16 protein-coding genes are annotated in these 23796 nt (G+C 46.0%); 5 read left to right on the forward strand and 11 right to left on the reverse strand.

Annotation, left to right across the window (positions count from 1 at the left end; all coding sequences use genetic code 11):
- Positions 1-17: 17 nt before the first annotated feature.
- The 3 genes from H4O21_RS18425 to H4O21_RS18435 all read right to left on the reverse strand — a co-directional run bounded on the left by H4O21_RS18425 (position 18) and on the right by H4O21_RS18435 (position 2391).
- The gene (locus H4O21_RS18425) at positions 18-839 is read right to left on the reverse strand and encodes a helix-turn-helix domain-containing protein (protein WP_182810356.1); all 822 of its coding nucleotides are present in this window, start codon (positions 837-839) and stop codon (positions 18-20) included.
- A 175-nt stretch (positions 840-1014) separates the two neighbouring features.
- Complete coding sequence (locus H4O21_RS18430; protein ID WP_182810357.1) at positions 1015-1578, reverse strand: LOG family protein; 564 nt, start codon at positions 1576-1578, stop codon at positions 1015-1017.
- 156 nt (positions 1579-1734) lie between these two features.
- Positions 1735-2391 (reverse strand): LysE family translocator, encoded by a 657-nt coding sequence (locus tag H4O21_RS18435; RefSeq protein WP_255487369.1) that lies wholly within the window; start codon positions 2389-2391, stop codon positions 1735-1737.
- A gap of 146 nt (positions 2392-2537) precedes the next feature.
- Here H4O21_RS18435 and H4O21_RS18440 point away from each other — a divergent pair, with 146 nt between their 5' ends.
- Complete coding sequence (locus H4O21_RS18440; RefSeq protein WP_368737570.1) at positions 2538-3506, forward strand: LysR family transcriptional regulator; 969 nt, start codon at positions 2538-2540, stop codon at positions 3504-3506.
- 68 nt (positions 3507-3574) lie between these two features.
- On the opposite strand, the gene H4O21_RS18445 is transcribed toward H4O21_RS18440, so the two are convergent.
- Both H4O21_RS18445 and H4O21_RS18450 read right to left on the reverse strand, forming a co-directional pair.
- Entirely contained in the window at positions 3575-5467 is a 1893-nt protein-coding gene (locus H4O21_RS18445; RefSeq protein ID WP_182810358.1) for a methyl-accepting chemotaxis protein, read from the reverse strand.
- Positions 5468-5686: 219 nt separating this feature from the next.
- Positions 5687-6973: a dicarboxylate/amino acid:cation symporter gene (locus H4O21_RS18450; protein ID WP_220495736.1), complete on the reverse strand. Its 1287-nt coding sequence runs from the start codon at positions 6971-6973 to the stop codon at positions 5687-5689.
- A 666-nt stretch (positions 6974-7639) separates the two neighbouring features.
- Here H4O21_RS18450 and H4O21_RS18455 point away from each other — a divergent pair.
- Both H4O21_RS18455 and H4O21_RS18460 read left to right on the forward strand, forming a co-directional pair.
- Positions 7640-8431 carry a TSUP family transporter gene (locus H4O21_RS18455; protein ID WP_182810359.1) on the forward strand — a complete coding sequence of 264 codons (792 nt, stop codon included), beginning with the start codon at positions 7640-7642 and terminating at the stop codon, positions 8429-8431.
- 249 nt (positions 8432-8680) lie between these two features.
- Positions 8681-10984, forward strand: a complete 2304-nt coding sequence (locus H4O21_RS18460) for a methyl-accepting chemotaxis protein (RefSeq protein ID WP_182810360.1) — start codon at positions 8681-8683, stop codon at positions 10982-10984.
- A gap of 193 nt (positions 10985-11177) precedes the next feature.
- On the opposite strand, the gene H4O21_RS18465 is transcribed toward H4O21_RS18460, so the two are convergent.
- From H4O21_RS18465 to H4O21_RS18490, 6 genes are all read right to left on the reverse strand, one after another.
- A complete protein-coding gene (locus H4O21_RS18465; protein WP_182810361.1) occupies positions 11178-11468 on the reverse strand; it encodes a hypothetical protein in 291 nt (96 codons plus the stop codon).
- A 336-nt stretch (positions 11469-11804) separates the two neighbouring features.
- Positions 11805-12653: a LysR family transcriptional regulator gene (locus H4O21_RS18470; RefSeq protein WP_182810362.1), complete on the reverse strand. Its 849-nt coding sequence runs from the start codon at positions 12651-12653 to the stop codon at positions 11805-11807.
- A 15-nt stretch (positions 12654-12668) separates the two neighbouring features.
- The gene (locus H4O21_RS18475; RefSeq protein ID WP_368737571.1) at positions 12669-14081 is read right to left on the reverse strand and encodes a sigma-54-dependent transcriptional regulator; all 1413 of its coding nucleotides are present in this window, start codon (positions 14079-14081) and stop codon (positions 12669-12671) included.
- Positions 14082-14152: 71 nt separating this feature from the next.
- Positions 14153-15940, reverse strand: coding sequence for a transporter substrate-binding domain-containing protein (locus H4O21_RS18480; protein ID WP_255487370.1), 1788 nt, complete (start codon positions 15938-15940; stop codon positions 14153-14155).
- The gene (locus H4O21_RS18485; protein WP_182810364.1) at positions 15924-16088 is read right to left on the reverse strand and encodes a hypothetical protein; all 165 of its coding nucleotides are present in this window, start codon (positions 16086-16088) and stop codon (positions 15924-15926) included. Before H4O21_RS18485 ends, H4O21_RS18480 begins: the two co-directional genes overlap by 17 nt.
- A gap of 66 nt (positions 16089-16154) precedes the next feature.
- On the reverse strand, positions 16155-18608 hold the full coding sequence (locus H4O21_RS18490) for a sensor domain-containing diguanylate cyclase (RefSeq protein WP_182810365.1): 2454 nt from the start codon (positions 18606-18608) through the stop codon (positions 16155-16157).
- Between the two features lie 768 nt (positions 18609-19376).
- On the opposite strand from H4O21_RS18490, the gene H4O21_RS18495 reads away from it, so the two are divergent.
- The gene (locus tag H4O21_RS18495; protein WP_255487373.1) at positions 19377-20486 is read left to right on the forward strand and encodes an acyl-CoA dehydrogenase family protein; all 1110 of its coding nucleotides are present in this window, start codon (positions 19377-19379) and stop codon (positions 20484-20486) included.
- Positions 20486-23794 carry an amino acid adenylation domain-containing protein gene (locus tag H4O21_RS18500; RefSeq protein WP_182810367.1) on the forward strand — a complete coding sequence of 1103 codons (3309 nt, stop codon included), beginning with the start codon at positions 20486-20488 and terminating at the stop codon, positions 23792-23794. Before H4O21_RS18495 ends, H4O21_RS18500 begins: the two co-directional genes overlap by 1 nt.
- Positions 23795-23796 lie beyond the last annotated feature (2 nt).

The raw sequence follows: 23796 nt of genomic DNA on the forward strand, positions 1-23796 counted from the left end.
GCTTGTCTTCTCCCTCGCTAGCGAAAAGCCCGTGGGGCTTCGCCAAAATATTCCCTGAAACGACGACTGAATGCAGATGCGTCCTGATAACCCGTCTGGTGAGCGATCAGACTGACAGGATAGTCACTGTGTACTAATAACGCTCTGGCTTTTTCCATCCGCAGTTTTGTCAGATACTGCCCTGTAGACAGGCCTGTCACCTGCCGGAACAGGTGCTTGTACTGACTCAGGCTCAGACAGGCAATCGCTGCCAGCTCTGACAGAGGTGGGGTCAGACTAAGATCCCTGGCCAGAAATTCAGTCACCTTCTGAATGCGGGCATCATACAGGTTAATGCTTTGTTGTTTCTCCAGAAGCTGCATAAACAGTGTGAACATCTCACTTTCCAGATCAGGTGCATGCTCTGTGTTTAGCTGAATTTCTGCAAACTGGCAGAAGCTGAGCAGGCTATCGGAAACGGATATAAAGGGTTCACTCAGTTGCAGCAAGGATGAAGGCAATTCCGGTAAATCGGCAACCAGAAAGCGGGCTTTTTCATCTGCACAGAAGCGATGAGGCTGATATGAGCGAATCAGCACGCCTTGCCCTGGACCTATGCGAGCTTTGATCTCGTGGCTGTAAGCCTGATTTTCTTTCCTGGTTTGAATCTGTGCTTCTGTTTCTTTGTCTGTGCTCTTCCTCGCTGCAGAGGCAGATTTATGCAGAGGAATTTTTGGGGGAGATAATCCGATTTCAATGACACCATGCAATGGCATTACAACCTGACAATAATGATGATCATGCATTCGGGTTTTCAGGCTGTATGAACGCACAGACAGGCGGGAAATGGTTTGATTCAAATCTGACTCCATCGGATTCAATCGTCAGTACCTGATATCCCTGATCTGGAAAAGCTGGCCGGTTTTCCAGTGGGTTTATATCCTGCAATGGCGAAAGACTTTATTTGAACGCTGGTAAGCGTTGAGGATATTTGAATGAGTGCCTCTCTTCATGAGAGACACGCTTATAAAGCCTCTATTTACCCCATTTCTGCGCAGGCGGATGGTATTGATTAATAGCAGATAAAAGGGATTCAGGTGTATCAACCGTAATCAGCATATCCATATATTCCTGTTTCAGAAATCCCGCTGATACCATGCTTCTGATCATCTCCATTAATGGGTTGTAAAAACCTTTTGTATTATAAAAAGCGCAGGGTTTCTGATGATGGCCCAGCTGTGCCCAGGTCCATACTTCAAATATTTCTTCCAGTGTTCCGGCGCCGCCAGGCAAAGCTACAAAAGCATCCGCCATGTCAGCCATTCTTGCTTTGCGCTCATGCATATCTGAAACCACGGTTAATTCAGTCAATCCGGTATGAGCAATCTCTTTGTTCACCAGGTATTCCGGCATAACACCATAAACCCGTCCGTTTTTTTCCAGAACGGAATCTGCAATACAGCCCATTAGCCCTACTTTGCCACCGCCGTATACAACGTCAATACCGGCTTCAGCCAGCCAGTGGCCGAGCTGACGGGTTGCATCCATAAAGTCAGGCGTAAGGCCTGATGCTGAACCACAGTAAACAGCAATTTTCATAGAGGGATTATCTCCATATTCTGAAAGAAAAAGAGACATTAATGGATTTTCGCAGAAGTGTCAGTGGATTTATTTATTCACAGTGCTGGTTTAAAAAGACCTCCGATAAGTCATTTCTCAGAGGTCTCACTATCTGTTAATCAGCTAAACAGAGTATCAGTTAGACGAGGCAACGACTTTGATACCCATGGCCACCATAGCGCCTCCCAGAACTCTGTCAATCCAGTGGCTGATGCGCTGGAATTTCTGATTAATTGTCGGGTTGGACAGTATCATGACCACGGTTGAAAACCAGCCCATCTGAATCATCATCATCCAGATGCCATACACGGCCAGTTGGTACAGTGGCATATCCGGAGACAATACCAGGGTAAACAGAGAAACAAAGTAGATGGGGGCTTTAGGATTCAGGGCATTACATAAAAAGCCCATTGCTACGGTTTTCAGAGCTGATTTTCTGACATTATTCTGAGCGCCGTTTTCAGAAGCATTCACCTGATGATCAAGTCTATTATCATTCATGGCTCTTGCTTTCAGTCCCTTGATACCCAGCCAGATCAGATAGCTGCCACCCAGAATCTTGATGGCCCATAGGGCTGTTGTCGAGCTGGCAATTACGGCTGCCAGACCAAAGCTGGAATACAGGATGTGAATGGATAATCCCAGTGCTATCCCCAGACTGCACAGAAAACCTGTTTTTCTACCGTGGCTTAATGTCTGTTGAGAAACCAGTACAAAGTCCGGTCCGGGAGATGCCGCAGCCAGCAGATGAATAGAGCTGATAATAAGTAAACCCTGAATAAGATCCATCATGATCCTCCCGAATACGGTAAAAAGCTGTTTCGTTATTAAAGTATGGCGTCAGAATAACCTGATCATCGGGCTTTCTGAGCCTGGTTAAGCATATATAATAAACAATAAACTGATTAGACCGCTTTTAAGGAAAGGATTATTGCACTGTGCGCAAGAATCAGCATTTTTCTTTGTTATATGAAATGGCTGTCTTTGTTGAGGTGGTCCGTCAGGGCAGTTTCACACGGGCAGCTCAGGTTCTGGGGTGTTCTACCTCTTCTGTCAGCCGCAGTGTTACCCGGCTGGAAAATGCCCTGGGGACGGCTTTATTGCAGCGAACCACACGTAAGCTGAGACTGAGCCACGGAGGGGAAGATGTTTTCAGTCGTTGTGAACAGATGCTGGAGGCATCAGGGCTGGTGCTGGAGGTCAGTGAGAGCCTTAAGCAGGAAATTGAAGGGGATATCAGTTTATGTGTGCCAAAAGCGGTTGGCAGCACGCTGATACATCCCTTGATTCCAGAGTTTTTGCAAAGCTATCCGAAAGTGAATATTCATATGACCCTGGATGACCGGCCTCTGGATCTGATTGATAACCAGCTGGATCTGGCGATACGTATTACTGACCAGCCTCCTCCCGGATTGATGGGGCGGGAGTTATTTCAGCTGGATCATCTGCTCTGTGCATCACCGGACTATCTGACCTGTCATGGAACGCCTGAGCATCCTTCTGAACTATCAGAACACAGCTGTATCTATCTGGGTAATAACCCTCTGGATGCCCGCTGGCGTCTGAGAAACAATAAAGAACTGGTGACGGTTAATCTGAAGGGACGTTATGCTGCCAACCATACCCGTGTCCGGCTGGATGCCGTTAAAAAAGGTATAGGCATAGGAACCCTGCCTTTTTTCACTGCGCAGCCTGATCTGGAGGCGGGTAATATTGTGCAGGTTTTTCCAGATTGGGAGTTTATTACAAACTATCAGGGTGCGGTCTGGATTCTGCATCTGGCGACACGCCATTTACCACAGAGACACAGGGTATTTATGAAATATCTGGCAGAGAATCTGAAAGGGATTGCTGAACGCAATACTATGTCTGAAGACAGCTGGATGCCTGAAGGATACGATCTTTAGTCTGCATTGGCTTTAAAACGACGGCAACCAGAGTGCGAGAGTTTCCCCGGATTGCCGCCAGAAAAATATCAGACCCGGAATTTATGCAGCTCTTTATCCTGCTGAGCTGCCAGCTCAGCCATGATCTGGCACTGGGATTTCTGGGTAAGTGCTTGCTCTGAAACGTGCTGACTGATATCACGTATGCGCAGGGTGTTCTGATTAATTTCGTCCGTTGTGCGACTTTGCTGTTCTGCTGCCGTGGCGATGTGAGTGGTTATTTCATGAATCTGGCGGATATGGTTACGGGCATCATCCAGCACACCATTAGCCTTATCCGCAACCGTTCGGGCATCTTCTGCCTTATCCCGACTGGCCATAATAATATGTTCCGCTTTTTTCACGCCGTTCTGTAGCTGCATAATCATGTCATGAATCTCTTCAGTTGATTGCTGAGTCCGAGCTGCCAGAGCTCTGACTTCATCGGCAACAACCGCAAACCCACGTCCGCTTTCTCCTGCCCTGGCGGCTTCAATCGCGGCATTCAGTGCCAGCAGATTAGTCTGCTCTGCGATACCGGTAATAACGGTCAGGATGGATTCAATATTATCGCTGTAACGGGATAGTTCCTTAATGGTATGGACGACTTGCTCCATATCTCCGGTCAGATCGGTAATGGTTTTCTGGGTGTGCTCAACGACATTCAGCCCCTGGTCCGCAGACTGATCGGCAGAATGTGCTGCCAGAGCGGCTTGCTCTGCATGTTCGGCAACCGATTGAGAGGTCAGGTGCATCTCATGCATGGCGGTTGCCAGCTGATCCAGCTCATTTAACTGGGAAGACAGGCTGTCTGCTGCCACAGCGGCAGAATGGGAGGTTTGCTGGCTGTTACGGTGAACATCACCGGTGATCTGTTTAATGCGGGTGATCAGGCTTTGCAGGTGATCGACAAAATAATTAAAGTCCTGAGAGAGCAGGGCAAATTCATCATTGGATGTGATACTCAGACGCTGAGTCAGATCGCCTTCGCCGCGATTGATTTCTACCAGAGAGGTATGCAGGTTATGCATGGGTTTTAGCAGTGCAGTCACAGCATAATATAGGAGAACACAGCAAATCAGAGCACTGATTACTGTCGCTATCATGGCATTGATGCCCAGCTGACTGGCATCGGCCATAACCTTATTCTGTTCCAGCACTACACCGACATACCAGTTCTGACCATACAGTTTATCCAGTGGATGAAATGCGGTATACACATTACTTCCGGCGGATACGGCTTCGGTTAAATTATGTGTCAGTGCGGGTTGATTACCACTGAAACGGGCTCCCAGTAGTTCTGCAACCGATTTACCGTACATTTCTTTATCCGGGTGACTGATAATTTTACCGTCAGCCCCCAGCAGAAACGCATAGCCCGTGCCATTGAAGCTCAGGGTGTTCAGTGCTTCTGATACTTCATTCAGACTCAGGTCGCCGCCAAATGCGCCTTTAAATACCCCTTTATCGTAGAAATTGGCCACTGCTGAAATCAGCAGTTTGCCTGATGTGGCTCCGATATAGGGCTGGGTCAGTACCGCCTGACTGTGGCGGCGAGCCAGAGGGTACCAGGGACGTTTTCTGGCGTCATATCCTTCTGATTTTGAGTTCGGATTATTGGAAATCTTTTTTCCATCGCTATCCAGACCACCGAAAATCAGCAGAAACTCCTCTTTCAGCAGAGGATTATCAAATGTTGACTGAATGGTTGCTCGACTGAAATCCTGATCAATACGGGCTGACATCATATCAATCAGGCGCAGTTTGCCATTCAACCAGTGCGTAATCTGATGGCTTAATACCGTCATCGCTTCCTGGGTATTGCGCTCAGTTTTATCAAACAGTGTTTGTCGGGCGCTCTGATACTGGAACCAGGAATAGGTTGCCAGGGTGATAATAATGATGGCAGATGCGAGCAGAGCAATCTTATGTGACAGTTTCATCGGGTTGATCAACCTGTTAAATAGGGCGGCTGGTTAATGGACTGCTGGAATATTCAGCAATAATTGTCTTTGCAGGCGGGTTGCATTGATTACATGAAACCAGGTTATCCGGACATCCATGATTTGTTTTTTTATCTTTCCCTGACAACAGGTGGCAGCCTGAAACAACAGAAGCAGCCCGAAAGCTGCTTCTGTTGTTCAGAGTGGGTGCTGCTGTGTTCAGCTCTGAACCATTTCAGGTTCAGATACAGGATCTTTGGCGTTATAAATGTCTTCGTTCAGTTCGTTCTCAGACTTACCAATCAGTACCGATACCATCAGATCACCGGATACGTTTACACAGGTACGGGCCATATCCAGAATACGATCAATACCGGCTACGATAGCCAGGCCTTCCATTGGCAGGCCAACAGTGGTCAGTACCAGAGAGAGCATAATCAGACCGGCTCCAGGTACACCAGCTGTACCTACAGAGGCCAGCGTCGCAGTGGCGATAATGGTCATGTAATCCGCCATACTCAGATCAATACCGAATGCCTGAGCGATGAACAGTGCGCAAACCCCCTGGTACAGTGCGGTGCCATCCATATTAATGGTTGCACCCAATGGCAGGACAAAACTGGCAGTGCCTTTCGAGACACCCAGATTTTCACGGGCACAACGAATACTGACTGGCAGGGTGCCAGAAGAGCTGGTAGAAGTGAACGCCATCATCTGAGCATTCACAATGCCTTTCAGGTACTGAACTGGCTTCAGGCCTGCAATAACCGAGATTGCACCGGAGTAAACAACCAGTACATGCAGAATGCAGCCAATATATACCGCTGCAATCACTTTAATCAGAGGCAGGAGTACTTCCAGACCATATTTGCCTGCCACCCAGGCCATCAGGGCAAAGATGCCGTAAGGCGCAAACTTCATTACCAGTTCAGTCAGCTTGTACATGGCTTCAGCCAGGCTGTTGAACATTTTAACGGCAGGCTCGCCTTTCTCACCAATCAGGTTCAGAGCGATACCCAGGCCCAGAGCGAAGACAATAATCTGCAGGATTTTTCCGCCTGCCAGCGCTTCAATCGGGTTTTTAGGAATCAGGCCGATCAGAGTAGAAACCAGGCTGGGTGCTTCTTTGGCTGCAGCTGCAGCACCGGCATCCGGCTGCATATTCAGACCTGCTCCAGGCTCAAAGATAGTGCCCAGGCCCAGACCAATGCTGATTGCCACAGCCGTTGTAGCCAGATAGATCAAAATTGACTTGATACCGATACGTCCCATCTTGGCAGTATCCTGCATAGAGGTCACGCCGACGACCAGCGAGCAGAAAACCAGAGGCACAATCAGCATCTTGATGGCATTAATGAACAGGGTACCGATAGGCTTCAGCAGTTCTGCTTCAGGGCCCAGGAAGGCACCGACCAGAATACCTGCGATCATACCGATCAGAATTTTTTTCCACAGAGCCATCTGGCCCCATCCACCGCCACCGGTGGTCGCTGTCGCTACAGACATACGTTAACCTCTTGCTGGTTTTTTTCATTGTTGTCGGGAGGCTGGGACAGAAAGAGACAGAACTACAGTGATTCACTGAATCCGGAAACATTTAATACTGGCCCGCTGCACGGATACAGAGCAATGTCAGTGCCAGTTATTGTTTTTAGTTTAACTTGTTGAAATTAAAAGATTATTTATATTTTTATCTTAAGACCATAAAAGGGAAGGGGTATATCCATAGTTATAGCGCTATTCAGAGCCGTGCTGACATAATCCGGCTGGCACTATGATATAGCTGGCTTTTAGTTCTCTTTCTGACCAGATAACTCTGGTTATAACTATTCCTGAGGTTATAGTGGTTTGCGCTATGTTTTACTGATCTAATCTTTGAGGTTCAGGTATATGTAAAGGGAGAATGAGTAACTCTGCCGTATCCGCCCTGAAAGAACTGATATTCTGCGGCATAAAAAGCATTTTCTCAGATATCTGGTGGCGCCTTTTGACATAGACCCGGAAATATATCCATTCCATATAACTCAACCTATTCTTTTAAGGAATAGATTAAATGCACTCTTTTCTCTGTTCACGATTCATTCTGAGCTGATAAAGTCCGTTCTGTCGCCTTTTTCAGAATATGGAGTCTGATCTGGGTATGTCATTTTCTCTGAATAAAGGGCAAGGGTAATGGAGCTGGATCTGTTTCTGATTGGTTTACTGATTCTGACTGGATTGGGAGCCGGTATGGTGGATGCTATTGCTGGTGGCGGCGGAATGATTACATTGCCGGTGCTGATGGCGACGGGAATGAGTCCGGTTGAAGCGCTGGCGACGAATAAATTACAGGGCAGCTTTGGTTCTTTCGGGGCTTCTTTATATTTTGTACGTCGTAAAATGGTCCGGCTCAGCGAAATGAAACTGCTAATCGCCTGTACCTTTGTTGGAGCGGTAGCCGGAACTGTGCTGGTGCAGATGATAGATACCAGTCTGCTGGCAACAATAATGCCATTACTGCTGGTTGTTGTGGCTCTGTATTTTATGTTTTCCCGTTCGATTAGTGATCAGGATAGCGAACGCCGTATCAGTGAAAATCTGTTTGCTTTTACTTTTGCTGCTGCTATCGGATTTTATGACGGTTTTTTCGGTCCGGGAACCGGTACTTTTTTTGCGCTGGCTTTTGTGATTATGGCCGGATTTAATCTGAAGAAAGCTACAGCACATACCAAAATTCTGAATTTTACTTCCAATATTGCCGCACTGATTTTCTTTGCAATTGGCGGAAATATTATCTGGCTGGCAGGCTTTCTGATGGCGATAGGGCAACTGGCCGGAGGACAGCTGGGTGCCCGTATGGTCGTCACAAAAGGTACTCGTCTGATCCGGCCACTGGTTGTCGTCGTGACTCTGACCGTGTCGGCTAAATTATTCTGGCAGGAATATCAGAACGGTAGTTTTGAAGCGTTACTGTCGATATTGTAATAAAAAGCCGTTGTAAGTTGTTGAACAACTGTATGCAAACAATTCCAGTAAGCATCCGGGGCAGGCACTATTATTCTGATTTGCATGAAAAAAGATTGTTGCACCTGATGATGATTATACTATTTATATTAAAGAGTTAGAGTCATTATAATCGTTTATTATAAGTGGTAAAATAAATATTTCTTTTGCTGTTAGCATCACTCTGAGCTAAACCTGATAAAGCTACCAATAAATAACCGGGAGCTTTATATGAAAATTGCAACACGAATTATTCTTGCAATTGCATCTATTGCTATTGTTAGTCTGGTGTTATCAGGGATGATTCTGTTGTCTGAGTCTTCAGGGCTGAGCTCCGCTGCATTACAAAAAAAGGCCCAGGATAATCTGATTGCTATTCGGGAGATGAAAAAGCAGGATGTTGAACGCTATTTTGATACACTGTCCAGTCAGGTTGTCAGTATGGCGGCATCATCGGCGATTAAAGATTCTCTGTCGCAGCTCTCAGAAGCTTTTGAACAATACGAGTCTTCTTCCTTTCAATCTGATGCTTTGCGCCGTTATTACCGGGAGGCATTTAACGGGCAGTTCCGGGAACTGAATAATGGTCAGGATGGTAACCCTGATCAGCCCTTATCCCGATTGAGTGATACGGGGCGCCGTCTGCAACACTATTATATCGCCAGAAACAGCAATCCTCTGGGTAACAAACATCTGTTGGATAAGGCGGATGATGGTTCTGTTTATAGTGAAATTCATGCGGTATATCACCCTCAGATTCGTCTGTTTCTGGAAAAATTTGAATACTATGATGTTTTTCTGATTGATACTGCCGGTAATATTGTTTATTCCGTATTTAAAGAGCTGGATTATGCCAGTAACCTGATCAGTGGGGCCTATGCACAGTCAGGTCTGGGTGAGGCATTCAGAGCCAGCCGTGATTTGCCTGAGGGGCAGTTCTACTTCGAGGACTTTGCACCTTATTATCCCTCCTATATGGCACAGGCTTCTTTTATTGCAGCGCCGGTTTATAAGCAAGGGCGCAATATCGGTGTCATCGCTTTCCAGATGCCCATTGACCGGATCAATGGCATCATGACCAATGAGCAGAGCTGGCAGACAACCGGGCTGGGAGAAACCGGTGAAATGTTTCTGGTTGGGCCTGATATGACTCTGAGAAGTCAATCCAGGGCTCTCACTGAACGCCCTGAAGCCTACCTGCAGCGTATGTCTGAAATGAATGTCAGCCAACAGAGTCTGGAACAGCTCAGGGCTAAAGGTTCCAGTATTAAGCTGCAACCCGCGTTTTTGGAGCAGGCCAGACGTGCGCTGAGCGGACAATCTGATTTTGGTGCTGCCAGCAATTATATGGGGCAGGATGCCTTTATCGCTTCTGTGCCGGTCAGAGTACTGGGGCAGCAGTGGGCTATGATCAGCCAGATTGATCAGGATGAAGTGTTTCTGGCAATCAATGAGCTGAAATATTCGTTGATGGTTACTGTATCTATGACAGCGGTTGCAGGTGCTGTCATCGCGATTGTACTGGCAATGGTTGTCGGACGAGGTATCAGTACGCCTGCTGTGAAAATCACTCATGCGATCACCCGAATAAGTAAGAATAAAGACCTGACAATCCGGTTGAATGAGAACTGCAGCGGTGAAATCGGAGTTCTGAGCCGGTCGGTGAATACGATGCTGTCCTCTTTTGCTGAGCTGATTCAGGATATAAACCAGACTGCCGTACAGGTACGGCACTCTTCCGACAGTATCGCTTCTGCTATGGATGGTATTGGTGACAGTGTCCATAATCAGACGTCGCAGACTGAGCTGGTGGCGTCTGCGGTCAGTGAAATGTCAGCAGCGTCCAATGAGGTTGCTGAAAATGCTGAAAGTACTTCCGAATCCTCTCAGCAGGCTTATCAGGTTACGGCAAAAAGCTCAGAACAGGGTGATATTCTGGTTGAGAATATTCGGGCTTTGTCTGCTGGTATGTCTGGTGCCTCTGAATCCATGGCCCAGCTGAAATCTGAAAGTGATGCGATCAGTTCTGTACTGGATGTGATTCAGGACATTGCTGAACAGACCAATCTGCTGGCACTCAATGCTGCGATTGAAGCTGCCAGAGCCGGTGAGCAAGGCAGAGGTTTTGCGGTTGTGGCGGATGAAGTCCGACAGCTGGCACAGCGTTCCAGAGATTCCGCCGATGATATCCGGGGAAAAATAGATTCTCTGCAGGCTGAAACGGTGGCAGTGGTCAGGAGTATGGATAGTGCCAATCAGCTGGTAGAGTCCAGTGTCAGCAGTTGTTCAGAAAATAATGAGCGTCTGGCCCAGATTCAACAGATGATGACAGATGTGGCGGATAGAAATGCTCAGATAGCGGCTGCGGTTTCTGAACAGACTTCTGTTTCAGAAGAGATTAATATGAATATCAGCAGTATTTCTGATGCTTCTGCCGAGATCAGAGATCAGGTCAGAGTAACATCAGATTCTGTTACTGAACTGCGTAACCAGACCAGCATTCTGAATGCAAAACTGAAAGCATTTAAGGTCTGATTATTGCTCTGAAAGGAGATATGGCAATGGATAATCTGTTTTATCTGGTATATGCAAGCAACACTCCGGGGCTTAATGACTTTTTCGATAACCAGGGGTGTATCGCTGACTTAAATGAAGGCCGGGTTAAAAACTGTTAAGTGGGTTCTCTGAAGGTCAATGGCGTCAGGATTGATCGCTTTTATTCTTCGAATCAGGCGATTTCAATCCATGCCTGGCCGTGATGAGTGGTCAGGAAGTCTCTTGGAGCAGCATAAACATCAATACTGAATAGTTGTGCTGCTTCTGTCACCGCCAGATATTTTTCCTCTTTACCTTCCAGCTCGATACCATGAACCAGCTCGTACACGATAAAATCATCCGCTTCATAAGCAATCTGCTCAACACGATATTTACGACCATTGAAAACAATCGAAATAATAGTTTTCTTTGTTTCTTTGATCCAGTGGGTGTGCAGGTCGGAAAGATGTTGTGCCATTGCCATATTGCTCTCCTTATACAAAGCACCAGGCCATCAGATCTCCTTTGCTTTGTCAGGGGGTAAATCATGTTTTACTGATAAGGTTATATATTTGAGCAAAAGTATTGCGATATCCTTCAGCCAGTAACTGAAGCGTTTCGCATAGAAACTTTTACTCAGATGCCTGCTTATTATTTTCGGATCAATTTAAGAATTCTTTAGCCCGGAAGTTATTACCAACGATTACTCCGAGCGGTAGCAGAGTGGAGTGTTATCTTGTGTATCGCTTGTTTTTTTAGCTATGAACTGTCTGAAAGGCTTATTGCATAAGGATTTGAGCTATATATGCTTCAGGATATGTCATGAATCAGTCAAAGCAAAAAAATGCTGATGTAAAGAATTGTGTAACTTGTGTATACGTTCGCGTTGCAAGCTTCTGGCCCGACAGCAAAGACTGATAGGGCGACTCAGTTCTAACGGAAAGTGGTGTATGGCCTGAGTCGGAATGTGCATGGCTCTGATCAGACCGACAGGTATCAGAGCAGGGGCAACGCCACTAAGCCCGAGCTGGGCTACCGCAAAGTAGGAATCCATCTGCATCATCACTTTATAGCCATTGGCCAGTAGTATGGGTTCCAGGTAGCGATTGGCCGGATTCTGAAGGTCAATGGTTAGTAAGTGAGCTGATTCAGAGTAAGTTGGGGGGCTGGGGTAAATCAGCACATAGCGTTCCTGATATAACTCTGTAATCTGTAAGTCCGTCATAGCAGGCAACTGACCTGCGCAGATTCCCAGGGCTGCATCGCCTGCTCTGACTTTTTCCAGAATGACCGGGGTATGGTGAGTATGAAAGCTCAACCCCGGATCCTGTATAAGATATTGTGCAAGGAAAGGCCCCAGATAAGCAGCCAGTACTGTTTCTGAGCACGCCAGGTGCAGTGTGCTGTCATCTGTCATCTGCTGATGATCAAACAATAGCCCTTTAAGTGTCACCAGTTCAGGACCGGCTTCTGCTAAAAGCTCTTTAGCTTCTGGTGTGAGCTGGATATTACGGCCTCTGGGTTCTATCAGCTTTTTACCCAAACGGGCTTCCAGGTTAGCAATACGTTTGCTGACGGCAGACTGACTGATATACAACCGACTGCCCACTTTACCCATAGTGCCTTCCTGGGCCAGCACATACAGGGTTTCTAAGCCCTCAAGTAGCACCAGATATTCTCCTGCTTATTGATCCGGTCGATTTTTCTTCAGCCGTTTGCTGAGCGCGGGTTGCGAGATGCCCAGCAGGCGAGCCGCCATTGATTGATTATTGTCTGCCCGGCGAAGGGCTTCCTCAACCAGCAGGCTATCCATCATCGCCAGAGTTGGTAAAGGTTGCTCCGGATTAAACTGAACCGGCACCTCTTCACAGGCTGATACCGGTAGCTCCGCATCCTGTTCCAGCAGGTGGCGGAAGCTTTCCAGTGACAGCATATGTGATCGATGGCGGCTAAGGGCATCAAATATCAGAGCCCTGAGCTCTCGGATATTACCCGGAAAATGGTAGTTGCTCAGTAATAATGGCAACTCAGCCGGATATGATGGCACATTTTTCGACATCTCTTTTGCTGCCTGAGTGAGAAAGTGGTCGAGCAGCAATGGCAGATCTTCCTTTCTCTGACGTAATGCAGGCAGCATGACCTGATGAATGCAGAGGCGATAATAGAGATCTCGCCGGAATCGACCATCCTGCTGATGTTGTTGCAGATTCTGGTGAGTGGCAACAATAATTCTGGCCTGGCTACGTTTAGGACGGTCACTGCCTAACGGGTAATATTCACCTTCCTGTAGCAGACGCAATAGTTTTACCTGAGAGGCCATGCTCAAATCGCCAATTTCATCCAGAAACAGAGTGCCACCGGCGGCTTCTTCAATCAGGCCCGCACGGCTGCGATCTGCTCCGGTAAAGGCACCTCTCTGATGGCCAAACAGAGTATCAGCAAAGACATTATCATCAAGACCGGCAATATTGACGGTGACCAGAGGTCCGTTACGTCCACTGAGGTCATGAGCGGCTTTAGCGATCAGCTCTTTGCCTGTGCCGCTTTCTCCACAGATAAGAACCGGCTGATTGCTGTGAGCAATAGACTCCAGGTACTGAAAGATGGCTCGCATCTGAGGACTACGGGTCACTATGTCGTCGAAGACTCCGGGATGCTCCAGATGGTTGTGCATCATGCGCTGAGTCAGTGCCTGATTCTCCAGCCGGAGTTCCTGCATACGGATTGCTCGTCGTATTCCTTCGGTCAGTCGATCCTCTTCGGTTGTTTTTACAAAGTAATCAAATGCCCCCAGCTTCAGGCTTTCAACGGCAGATTCCACCTGATTCAGGCCGGAGATAATAATAACGGCAATCTCAGGATGTTGCTCGGCAATCATCTGCAGTACCTGTTGTCCGGCGATGTGGGGCATTGTCAGATCAAGTAAGACCAGGCCGATATGATGCGTCTGTAGCAGTGAAATGACCTGACGGCTATCATCGCAACGGTACAGGTGGTTAATACCAGCGCGTTCCAGCGTAATACTCAGACTACGCAGGAAAGATGCTTCGTCATCGACCAGAAGTACGCCGAATTCCGGATATAGGGTCTGATTTATCATGATGTTCTTGTGATGGCTCAAACGGTGCGGATAAATAGATTAGTATACCTGAGCATTCTGTGCTGTATTCAGGAATGATTAACCTGTGATTCCGAGTGCATGGAATAGCTATCAGTGGTTTGTGCAGTGGTGCTGGCAGGAAAAGTCAGTGTGACCCGTGTTCCTTCACCGGGTTCAGAGGAAAACTGCATCTGGCCATTATGGGCCTGAACAATACCACTGGATACAGACAGTCCCAGCCCGGTGCCACCCTGTTCTCTTTTAGTGGTAAAGAAAGGGTCTATCAGGCGTTTCAGGTTCTCGCTATCAATACCGCAACCCTGATCGATCACTTCCAGTCCGACCTGGCCGGAACCTGCATCGTAAAACGTACGGATACTGACGGCCTGTTGTCGATGACCCAGCGCCTGGCAGGCATTCAGAATCAGGTTAATGATCACCTGCTCTATCCGTTGGGCGTTACCGGCCACAGCTGGCATGGGCTGGTAATACTCGACACTGAAGTGATCGGTCGATTTCCGGATAGAGTTATCGACCAGGCGAATCGCCATCTCTGTGACCTCATTAAGATCAAAGGGAGCGTGCTCATCATCATGACGCTGGCGGGCAAAGTCTTTCAGATCTTCGACAATACGTTTGATACGCCGTGAGCTGTCCTGCATATCGGAGAGTAATAATGGAATTTCATCCCGCATTCTGGAATAAGGCAACCCAGCCAGTAAAAAATCGCCATGCTGCTGATAATGCTGTTCCAGAATATCCTCACAATCCTGCCAGGCATCCCGTACCATAGGAATATTCAGCAGTAATAATCCGGCAGGATTGTTGATCTCATGGGCGACACCTGAAACCAGAATGCCCAGAGAAGTCATCTTATCCGCCTGTATCAGTTGCTGTTGTCTGATATTCAGTTCTTCAGAACGCCGGTCGACCTCTTTTTTCAGCATACGATTCCATACCACTGTACCGCCCAGTACCACTAATAGCAGGGCTGATACAATCGCTGCAACTTTGCCCAGGTTTTTCCAGTCCGACGTGTGTTCCTGTAGCGGGCTTAGCCATTTATTATAGATTTGCTGCTGACGTCCGGTATTTTTAAGGATAGCCAGTCCTTCACTGAACTGAGCCAGAAGAGCATCGTTTCCTTTGCGTACTGCATAACCATAACGCTGAGCCTGAAAAGTACGGCCGACAGGAATAATATTGGATAACCCCAGCTCTTTACCAACATAGAGTCCGGGAAGATTGGCAACCAGAGCATAATCATGTTTGCCTGAGGCCAGTCTGCGCAGTGCATCTGCATGGGTGGGAACTGTAATCAGCCTGGCTCCGGTTTTATTGCTGATCAGATAGTCGTGCATAATCCCGTTTTCCTGCACGACCACTTCTTTGCCTGCCAGCTGCTGCAGTAAGCTGATTCTCTGTGCACCACGACGGGCAAAAACAGATTGGTGAATAATGGCATGAGCCGGACTGAAGTCAAAAATCCGGCTGCGTTCTTCTGAGCGTATCATACCCTGAAGGGCATCAATCTGGCCCTGCTCAAACGCTTTACGTATCTGAGACCACTCACCCATACGAAAACTGACTTTCATGCCCATGACCTCGGCAATAGCACGGGTCAGATCAACGTTATAGCCGGCAGGTTCACCCTGATCATTGATAAATTCGTAGGGGGGATAGTTATAATCTCCGCCAATGACAACCGTTTTCTGTGTCTCATCACCAAAGGCATTAATGCTGGATAAAAGCAGGGATAGTACTGCTATAAGAGAGATAATGTGTGGAGTAGCGGAATATAGCCAGTCAGGCATCAGTGTCTGAGTTTCAGCCTGATCATCAGTCGTGTGTGCCATTGATGAGCAACAGGCCGATGATACCGTATTCAGTGTTTTTATAGGTGCTAGCAGAGAGTTTCCAGAAATAACGCGCATAAGCCTGACGACAACCAGAAAAAGGCCGTTCCTGTGGCAAAATCACAGGAACCATTCGGGGTGTCATCATAACCTATTAAGACCTTAGTTTAATATCCGTCAGATGAAGTAAATGAGTTTATGCGTGACTTTATGGTCAGGCTAATTCAGTCGCAATAAAGCTAACCTGGTTACGTCCGTTCTGTTTGGCAAAGTACAGGCAATGATCTGCCAGGGATAAGAGTTCATCAGGCTGAATATCAGATGGTGTATCTGCATTCAGCACAGCGACACCTATGGATACGGTCAGTTGCAGTGTTTTGTTGTTGCCAGGTTCTACACGCATCTGCTCAAGATTACTACGGATTCGCTCGGCAACCAGAGAGGCATTGTCTGTATCTGTATCAGGCAGAAGAATTGCAAACTCCTCTCCACCCAGGCGCCCCGGCAGATCTGTTTCACGTAGTGAGTCCTGAACAACCACTGCCAGTTCTTTCAGTACCTGATCACCCACAGCATGTCCGTACTTGTCATTGACTCTTTTGAAATGATCAATATCCAGCATACACAATGCCATTGGATGTTTGTAGCGACGGGAGCGAGCAAACTCCTGTTCCAGCCTGTTCATAAACTGACGCCGGTTTGGCAATGATGTCAGTTCATCCGTATTGGCCATCTGAATCAGTCTGGCTTCAGTCTGATATTGTTCGATCAGCATACTGACAAAGTTTGCACTGCCCTCGATCAACTCAATATCGCTGGGAGCAGGCGCTGCCGGATATTGATGATACAGGGCAAAAGTACCGAGAATACGCCCATTTTTCCCCCGGACTGGTTCTGACCAGCAGCTGCCCAGATTAAAACTGGCAGCCAGTTCTTTGAAACCTGACCAGTAGGGATGATTCTGAATATCTTCTACAATGACTCTTTCGTTACGGAATGCCGCTGTACCACAGGAACCCACGCCTTCTCCAATCCTGACACCATTAATGGCGTTGTTATAAGCCTCTGGTAAACTGGGCGCAGCACCACTCAGCAGATGTTGCCCATCTGCATCCAGCAGCAAAATTGAACCTCTGATATCAGGCTTCTGCTCTTCAATTCCTTTCAGAACCTGTTCCAGCACATAGCTGAGCGGCTGCCCTTTCAGAGCCGCATGCATCGCCTGGCTTCTGATTTTGTCCAGTGCCTGTAATCGTCGTTGCTGAGTAATGTCTTCTCCCGCGCTGAGCACTCCGGTAAATTCGCCATTACTGTCATACTGAATGGCATTGTGCCAGGCTATTAGCAGCAGTTCTCCCTGACTGGTTCTGATTTTGCTTTCAGAGTAACGTTTCTGATGAATTCGTTTTCCCCCGGTAACCAGCTGCTGGAACTCCTCTTTTTCCTGATCTGGCTCTGACAGAAAGCGTTCACTGAACCAGTACTGGCTAATGACATCCTGCTCCTGACAGCCCAGCAGTTCGCAGGCTTTTCGGTTGATCAGGCTGATATAACCATCTTTATCCAGAGCGATAATCATGGTTTCAACAGTATCCAGATAGCTCTGGGCTCTGTCTCTTTCCCGAGCTGCCAGACGATGAGTTCTGATCAGATCACGAATCATGCCTATCAGCAAAAAAGTAAAGGCCAGACCGGATACCAGTACCAGTAACGATCGATTCGGGTCCCGATGACCCAGCTCATCCAGGCGTTCGGGATGGATGCTGAGCCGGAACTGCCAGTGACGCCCCATAGCGCTGAATGTCAGCATATGGCTCAGCCAGTCCTCTTTTATATCTTCCAGATTGGTTTGAGCCGCTTCTGTCAGAGGGGCATCAGTAATGTCCTGCATTTGCATTGCTGTCTGCTGATCATGAAGCGCGAGGGCATCCAGTATTATTTGAGGTTTTACCAGGGCCGCGATAAATCCCCGAATATTGTTTTGTCTTTCCTGCGGATCTTGTGATGGTTCTTCAGGACCAAAGACCGGACGAAAGAAAATGATGGAGCTACTCCCCTGTTTATCCTGAACGATGGCAAATGGAGCGGTTGAGGCAAAGCTCATACCCTGACTCAATATTTTCTGCATTGCCTGCCTGTTCTGGGAACGTGAGCTGGCATCGAACCCGATAATCATGCGATTACGAGCTATCGGCTCTGAATATTCAACCGGGTAGTACTCACTTCTTGACGCTGCTGGCTGCATACTATTGTCTTCAGCCCTTAGCGCTGTAATCTGACCTATAAAACCTTGCCAGCGAAGCCTGCGTTCAAAATCCGCTCTGTCTTCACCCTTGATTCTGGGGATCCAGTGTATACCCCATAATTCCGGGTGTCGCTCCAGTACCGGTCGGGTGAATACTTTAAACTGTTCCCGGCTGACATTTTCATGGCTGTCAAAGAAACTGCCAACAGAATCGATGATCTCTACAGTCGCACTGATACTGGTCTTCAGTTGGGCAAGGCGTTCATCTGCCAGGCTTTCTATTCTGGCCTGGGTTTGTTTCTGCTCCATCACTGAACTGTAAAAAAATGCAGACAAGCTAAGTACTACCCCGACAAAAGCTGTAGATAGCAGGTAGATACGTCTTTTCAGTGGCTGGATATCTGAGTCTTTGGAGGTTGACATGATATGTCGCTATAGCTCCTGATGGCACTGGAGAGAATCCTGTTTACATGGGGCTGTAAACACAGATAAATATTCATCAATCATCATGTTTCTTTACACAGTATATTCCTCTGGTATGCATAATTAAACCTGTCGGCTTCGGATTAGTCCGCTCTTTACAATCAGCTTTTTCTGATATGTTACCGGGGGCTCATTTCCAGAAGTTAAGACTAAAGATTGGACGCTGTCTGCCGCGGGATTCGAGGATAATAAAGATAAATTTTCTGCAGGCAGATAAATCAGGTCAGATTAATTATTTTCAGGTTGCGATATATCGGTCAATGTCAGGATATGCGATAAACCTGAAAGTAAGAATAAAACAACTTCTTTCATGAAATGTTGGCTGAAGTACAGGAACAGACGCTGAAACCTGATTTTGTAGCCGGAGATTCCTGACAGAGCTGTGCCAGTAATCGGACCAGATTGTCATCCCGATATTTACTGGAAAGGAAGTCTGATCGCTGCCAGGCCTTTATGGGGTTATTGCTGTGTGAAGATCAGTATATGTACTGTACTGGGATAACCCTCAGGAACCTGCTCGTGATATTTATCGCCATTCATATATATCCATTCAAACTACAACGATAACAGCAAATAAACTATGAAACTGAAATCCTTTTGAAATCAGATAATGCAACAGCAAATACTCTCTTTTCCAATTCAATCTGATTTTTAGCCAATGGTATTGTTTCCATGATTAATTTTGAACCTGATGAGCAACAACTGAACATGCGGCGGTTAGCGCAGAAATTTGCCCGGAATACGATTCGCCCTGTTGCCTTCGAATATGATGACGCTGAGACGCCACCATGGCCTGTCTTAGCACAAGCTGCTCAACAGGGGTTAATGAGCTATCGGTATCCGGAGCAGTATGGCGGATCAGGAATTGATAGCGTTCTGACAGCATGCCTGGTGTCAGAAGAGTTTGGCTGGGGTTGTGCTGGCATTGGTAATAATCTACTTGCCGGAGACACTGGGGTATTACCGATCCTGCTCAATGGAAATTCTGAGCAAAAGTCTCGTTATATTCCCCAGTTTTGCGATAAAAAACAGGTGAGAACAGGTGCATTTGCTTTAACGGAGCCAAATGCCGGATCAGATATTTCTGCTATTCGTACTACCGCTGTGCCCGATGGCAACGACTATGTGATCAATGGTGAAAAAACAATGATTACTGCAGCGGGTATTGCTGATCTGTATATTATTTTTGCTCAACTGGAACATGCAGGAATCACTGCATTCATTGTTGAAGCTGACAGCACTGGTCTTTCTATAGGTGGGACATACAGAAAAACAGGTATGAGAGCTTCTCAGGTAGGGAGTATTCAATTAAAGAATGTGCGCGTTCCTGCTTCGAACCGACTGGGAGAGGAAGGACAAGGTTTTTATATTGCTATGCGATTTTTTGAGTATAACCGTCCTGTTCTTGCCGCCTTAGCCGTTGGTGTGGCACGTGCTGCCTATGAATATGCGCTTGAATATGCACAGAAACGAGTGCAGTTTGGCCAACCTGTGATCAGTAATCAGGCCATCAGTTTTATGCTGGCTGATATGGCAACCGAAATTGATGCCGCACGTCTTTTAGTATGGCGAGCTGCGTCACTGGTAGATAAAAATTTGCCTGCCAATGCTCAGGCCAGTATGGCAAAAGTTTATGCAACTGATATGGCGGTGAAAGCAACAAATAATGCCGTACAAATTTTAGGAGGAATGGGCGTTATGCGTGATCACCCGGTAGAAAAGTGGGCTCGCGATGCCAAAGTATTACAAATTGTTGAAGGTACAGGGCAGATTCAACGCATGATTATCTCTCAGTTAGTGAGTACAGGTAAAAACTGATGTTAGAAAAGAATTTATCAGTAATCCATTGTACCACTCAGCAAATTATAACCTCTGGATTGCCTTTTCATCAGATGTTTGAAGCCCAGGCTCAAAAGTTTCCAGATTCAATCGCTGTCAGATTTAATGCAGCCAGTATTAAATATAGCGAATTGAATAATCGCGCGAATCAGTTGGCCCGCCATCTGAAAGCTATTGGAGTCGCTACGGATGTAGTGGTCGGGCTACATATATCCTGTTCGATAGATACAATTATTGCAATGATCGCTATTCTGAAAGCGGGGGGAACATATGTCCCACTAGATCCATCTTATCCTCAGGAACGTCTGATATATATGTTAGAGGATACCCGGCTTTCGATTTTAATTACAAAGGAAGATGAGCAAACAGGATTATTGGATGCATTAAATTTACAAACCATCACTCCAGTTTTTTTAGATACTGATGCCGTTATTATCAGCAAACAATCTCACAAAAACCTTGATACAAATGTCTCTCCTGTTGATTTAATGTATATAATTTATACTTCAGGCTCTATGGGGAAGCCCAAAGGTGTAATGGTTAGCCATGCCAATGTAACGAGGCTTTTTGCCGCTACTCAGGCCCACCTTCGCTTTGATGAGTATGATGTGTGGACTTTATTCCACTCTTATTCTTTTGGTTTTTCTGTATGGGAAATCTGGGGGGCACTGGTACATGGTGGCACATTAGTTATTGTTCCTCCTTCCGTTAGACAGAATCCTGATTCATTTCATTATCTGGTGTATAAGGAAAATATCACCGTACTCAGTCAGACTCCTTCTGCATTCAGTCTGTTCCAGTTATCTGATACAACATCAGGGCACAGCGACGATTCAGTGTTACGTTATATTGTATTCAGCGGTGAGTCATCAGATCCGGAAGTGCTTAAAAGATGGATACAAAAGCGAGGTGATGAGCAACCACAATTAATCAACATGTATGCGATTACAGAAACCGCAGGAGAAATTACTTATCGTCGAATAAGACAAACAGAATTGAGCGACAATGAGCGTAATAACATCGGTATACCATTGCCTGATGTACGGATTTATTTGTTAGATGGTAACCAACGGCCTGTTCCTCGAGGAGAAACAGGAGAAATGTATATCGGTAGTACAGCCGTTGCTCAGGGCTATCTGAATTTATCAGAATTGACGCAGCAACGTTTTTTATCCGATCCATTTCAATCTGAAAATAATGCTCGCATGTATAAAACAGGTGACCGGGCACGTTGTCTGCCAAATGGAGAAATTGAATTTTTAGGGCGCGCTGATGAGCAGGTTAAGATTCGAGGCTATCGAGTTGAGCCTGTTGAAATTCAACAGCTATTAATACAACACCAGAAGATCAGAGAAGCAATTGTTGTCACTCAATTAAGTTCAAATAGTACTCCCATTCTGGTTGCGTACTTTGTACCCAAAGCGGAACCATTAACTACCGAGGAACTAAAACATTACCTGAAAGCTACCTTACCTGATTACATGATTCCGGGTAGATTCATTGCGTTAGATCGTTTGCCTCGCTCAATTAATGGAAAAATTGATCGTCAGGCATTGAGTTTAGCTGAAGATAGGGTGGTAGAAAAAGCAAAGGGTTATGTTGCACAGACGGCAGAAGAGGAAGCCCTGGCAGCATTATGGAAGTTAAATGCATCACCTGAGCCAATAAATATATTAAGTGGAGGCTCTACTAATAAACCTGACTTATCTGCAGCACTCCCACAAACAGCAGTAGAAAAGTCATTGGCAGTGATATGGTCTGAGGTTTTAAACCAGCCAATGATCACATTAGATGATAGTTTTTTCGAACTGGGTGGAAACTCTCTGTTAGCAGCACAAATTATTTATCAAATTAATGATGTATTTAATGTTTCTTTATCTATGCGGGAGTTGATGGATAATAGTAGTATTAATGAACTATCTGTTATTATTGCAGAACGACAATCATCAACGGATGAGCTAGATGATATTCTGGAAGGCCTGGCTGAACTATCTGATGAAGAGGCACAGCAATTATTGTTTGAATCAATGAATGAATCAGACGCCTCTGTTGAAACTGAAAGGAAAGAAGCTAATACATTGGGGAACCTTGCCTGTCAGGATGAAACTTACATGCGAATGGCAATTGAGCAGGCCAGAGCTGCAATAGAAAATGGGCAAAACCCTATAGCCGCTTGTGTAGTTAAAGATGGTATGATAGTAGCGAGTGAGTATAACCAGGTATCACAACAAACAGATATTACTGCGCATGCAGAATTATTAGCTTTAAGGTCTGCCTGTAAACAACTTAACTCTCTTGATTTATCTGGTTGTGTACTATATATAACTTTAGAACCTTGCCCCATGTGCTTCAGTGCCAGCCAATGGGCTGGTATTGACAAAATTGTCTTTGGTGCCCGACGTGATGATGCCATCAAATTTGGTCTGGGTAATGAATCGGTTCATGTTCATACAATGAAAGAGCTGACTGATAGCTCAATTGAATTGGTCGAAGACTGCTTACGAGATGAGAACCTCTCATTACTGAAAACATGGCTGAATGAAAAGAATTATACTCAATATGATGGCATTGCTAAGCAATTTCAACAAATCAAGGATTCACCGATTAATAGACATGTTGTTGATTATACTTTTTTCAATTTAATTAACAATCTGGGTGATAATAAAAAAATTCTTGATTTAGCCTGTGGAGAAGGAAGTGTTTGTCGTCAGTTAAAGCAGCGAGGTGCACGCCATGTTGTTGGAGTCGATATTTCTTCAGCAATGATCAGCCTGGCCAGACAAAAAGAGAAAAATGAATCACCAGCGATAGAGTATATTTGCCAGGATATTTTAGCACTTGGAAAAATTGGTGATTTTGATCTGGTTGTTGCCTCCTTTCTACTTAACTATGCAAAAACAGAAGCTCAATTAGTTAAAATGTGTCAAGTAGCTTTTGATAACCTTAATTCTGGAGGCTGCTTTATTTTAATTAATGAAAATTTCGAACAGTTACCTGATAAATTTCAAGGTTATGAACGCTATGGTTATACTAAAAAAATTACTGAACCCTGGCAAGATGGTTCCGTGATTACATACACTATATCCGATGGTGATAATGAATTTGATTTCAATGGTTATTACTGGGGAAAAGATATTTATCAATCTGCATTTAAAATAGCAGGGTTTAATAAAGTTGAACTATATGGTTTGTCATGTTCACCTCAAGGTATTAATGAGTACGGATCTGCGTTTTGGCAAAACCTTATTGATAATCCTCCATTTATTGGAATTATTGCAAGAAAATAGAG

The organism is Oceanospirillum sediminis (genome assembly GCF_014164585.1).
Lineage (GTDB): Bacteria > Pseudomonadota > Gammaproteobacteria > Pseudomonadales > Halomonadaceae > Oceanospirillum > Oceanospirillum sediminis.

Excerpts from the sequence above, each read along its gene's own strand:
- H4O21_RS18430 (WP_182810357.1), bottom strand. The coding sequence starts at position 1,578 with ATGAAAATTGCTGTTTACTGTGGTTCAGCATCAGGCCTTACGCCTGAC.
- H4O21_RS18435 (WP_255487369.1), bottom strand. The coding sequence starts at position 2,391 with ATGATGGATCTTATTCAGGGTTTACTTATTATCAGCTCTATTCATCTG.
- H4O21_RS18445 (WP_182810358.1), bottom strand. The coding sequence starts at position 5,467 with ATGAAACTGTCACATAAGATTGCTCTGCTCGCATCTGCCATCATTATT.
- H4O21_RS18450 (WP_220495736.1), bottom strand. The coding sequence starts at position 6,973 with ATGTCTGTAGCGACAGCGACCACCGGTGGCGGTGGATGGGGCCAGATG.
- H4O21_RS18455 (WP_182810359.1), top strand. The coding sequence starts at position 7,640 with ATGGAGCTGGATCTGTTTCTGATTGGTTTACTGATTCTGACTGGATTG.
- H4O21_RS18460 (WP_182810360.1), top strand. The coding sequence starts at position 8,681 with ATGAAAATTGCAACACGAATTATTCTTGCAATTGCATCTATTGCTATT.
- H4O21_RS18465 (WP_182810361.1), bottom strand. The coding sequence starts at position 11,468 with ATGGCAATGGCACAACATCTTTCCGACCTGCACACCCACTGGATCAAA.
- H4O21_RS18480 (WP_255487370.1), bottom strand. The coding sequence starts at position 15,940 with ATGGCACACACGACTGATGATCAGGCTGAAACTCAGACACTGATGCCT.
- H4O21_RS18485 (WP_182810364.1), bottom strand. The coding sequence starts at position 16,088 with ATGATGACACCCCGAATGGTTCCTGTGATTTTGCCACAGGAACGGCCT.
- H4O21_RS18490 (WP_182810365.1), bottom strand. The coding sequence starts at position 18,608 with ATGTCAACCTCCAAAGACTCAGATATCCAGCCACTGAAAAGACGTATC.
- H4O21_RS18495 (WP_255487373.1), top strand. The coding sequence starts at position 19,377 with ATGCGGCGGTTAGCGCAGAAATTTGCCCGGAATACGATTCGCCCTGTT.
- H4O21_RS18500 (WP_182810367.1), top strand. The coding sequence starts at position 20,486 with ATGTTAGAAAAGAATTTATCAGTAATCCATTGTACCACTCAGCAAATT.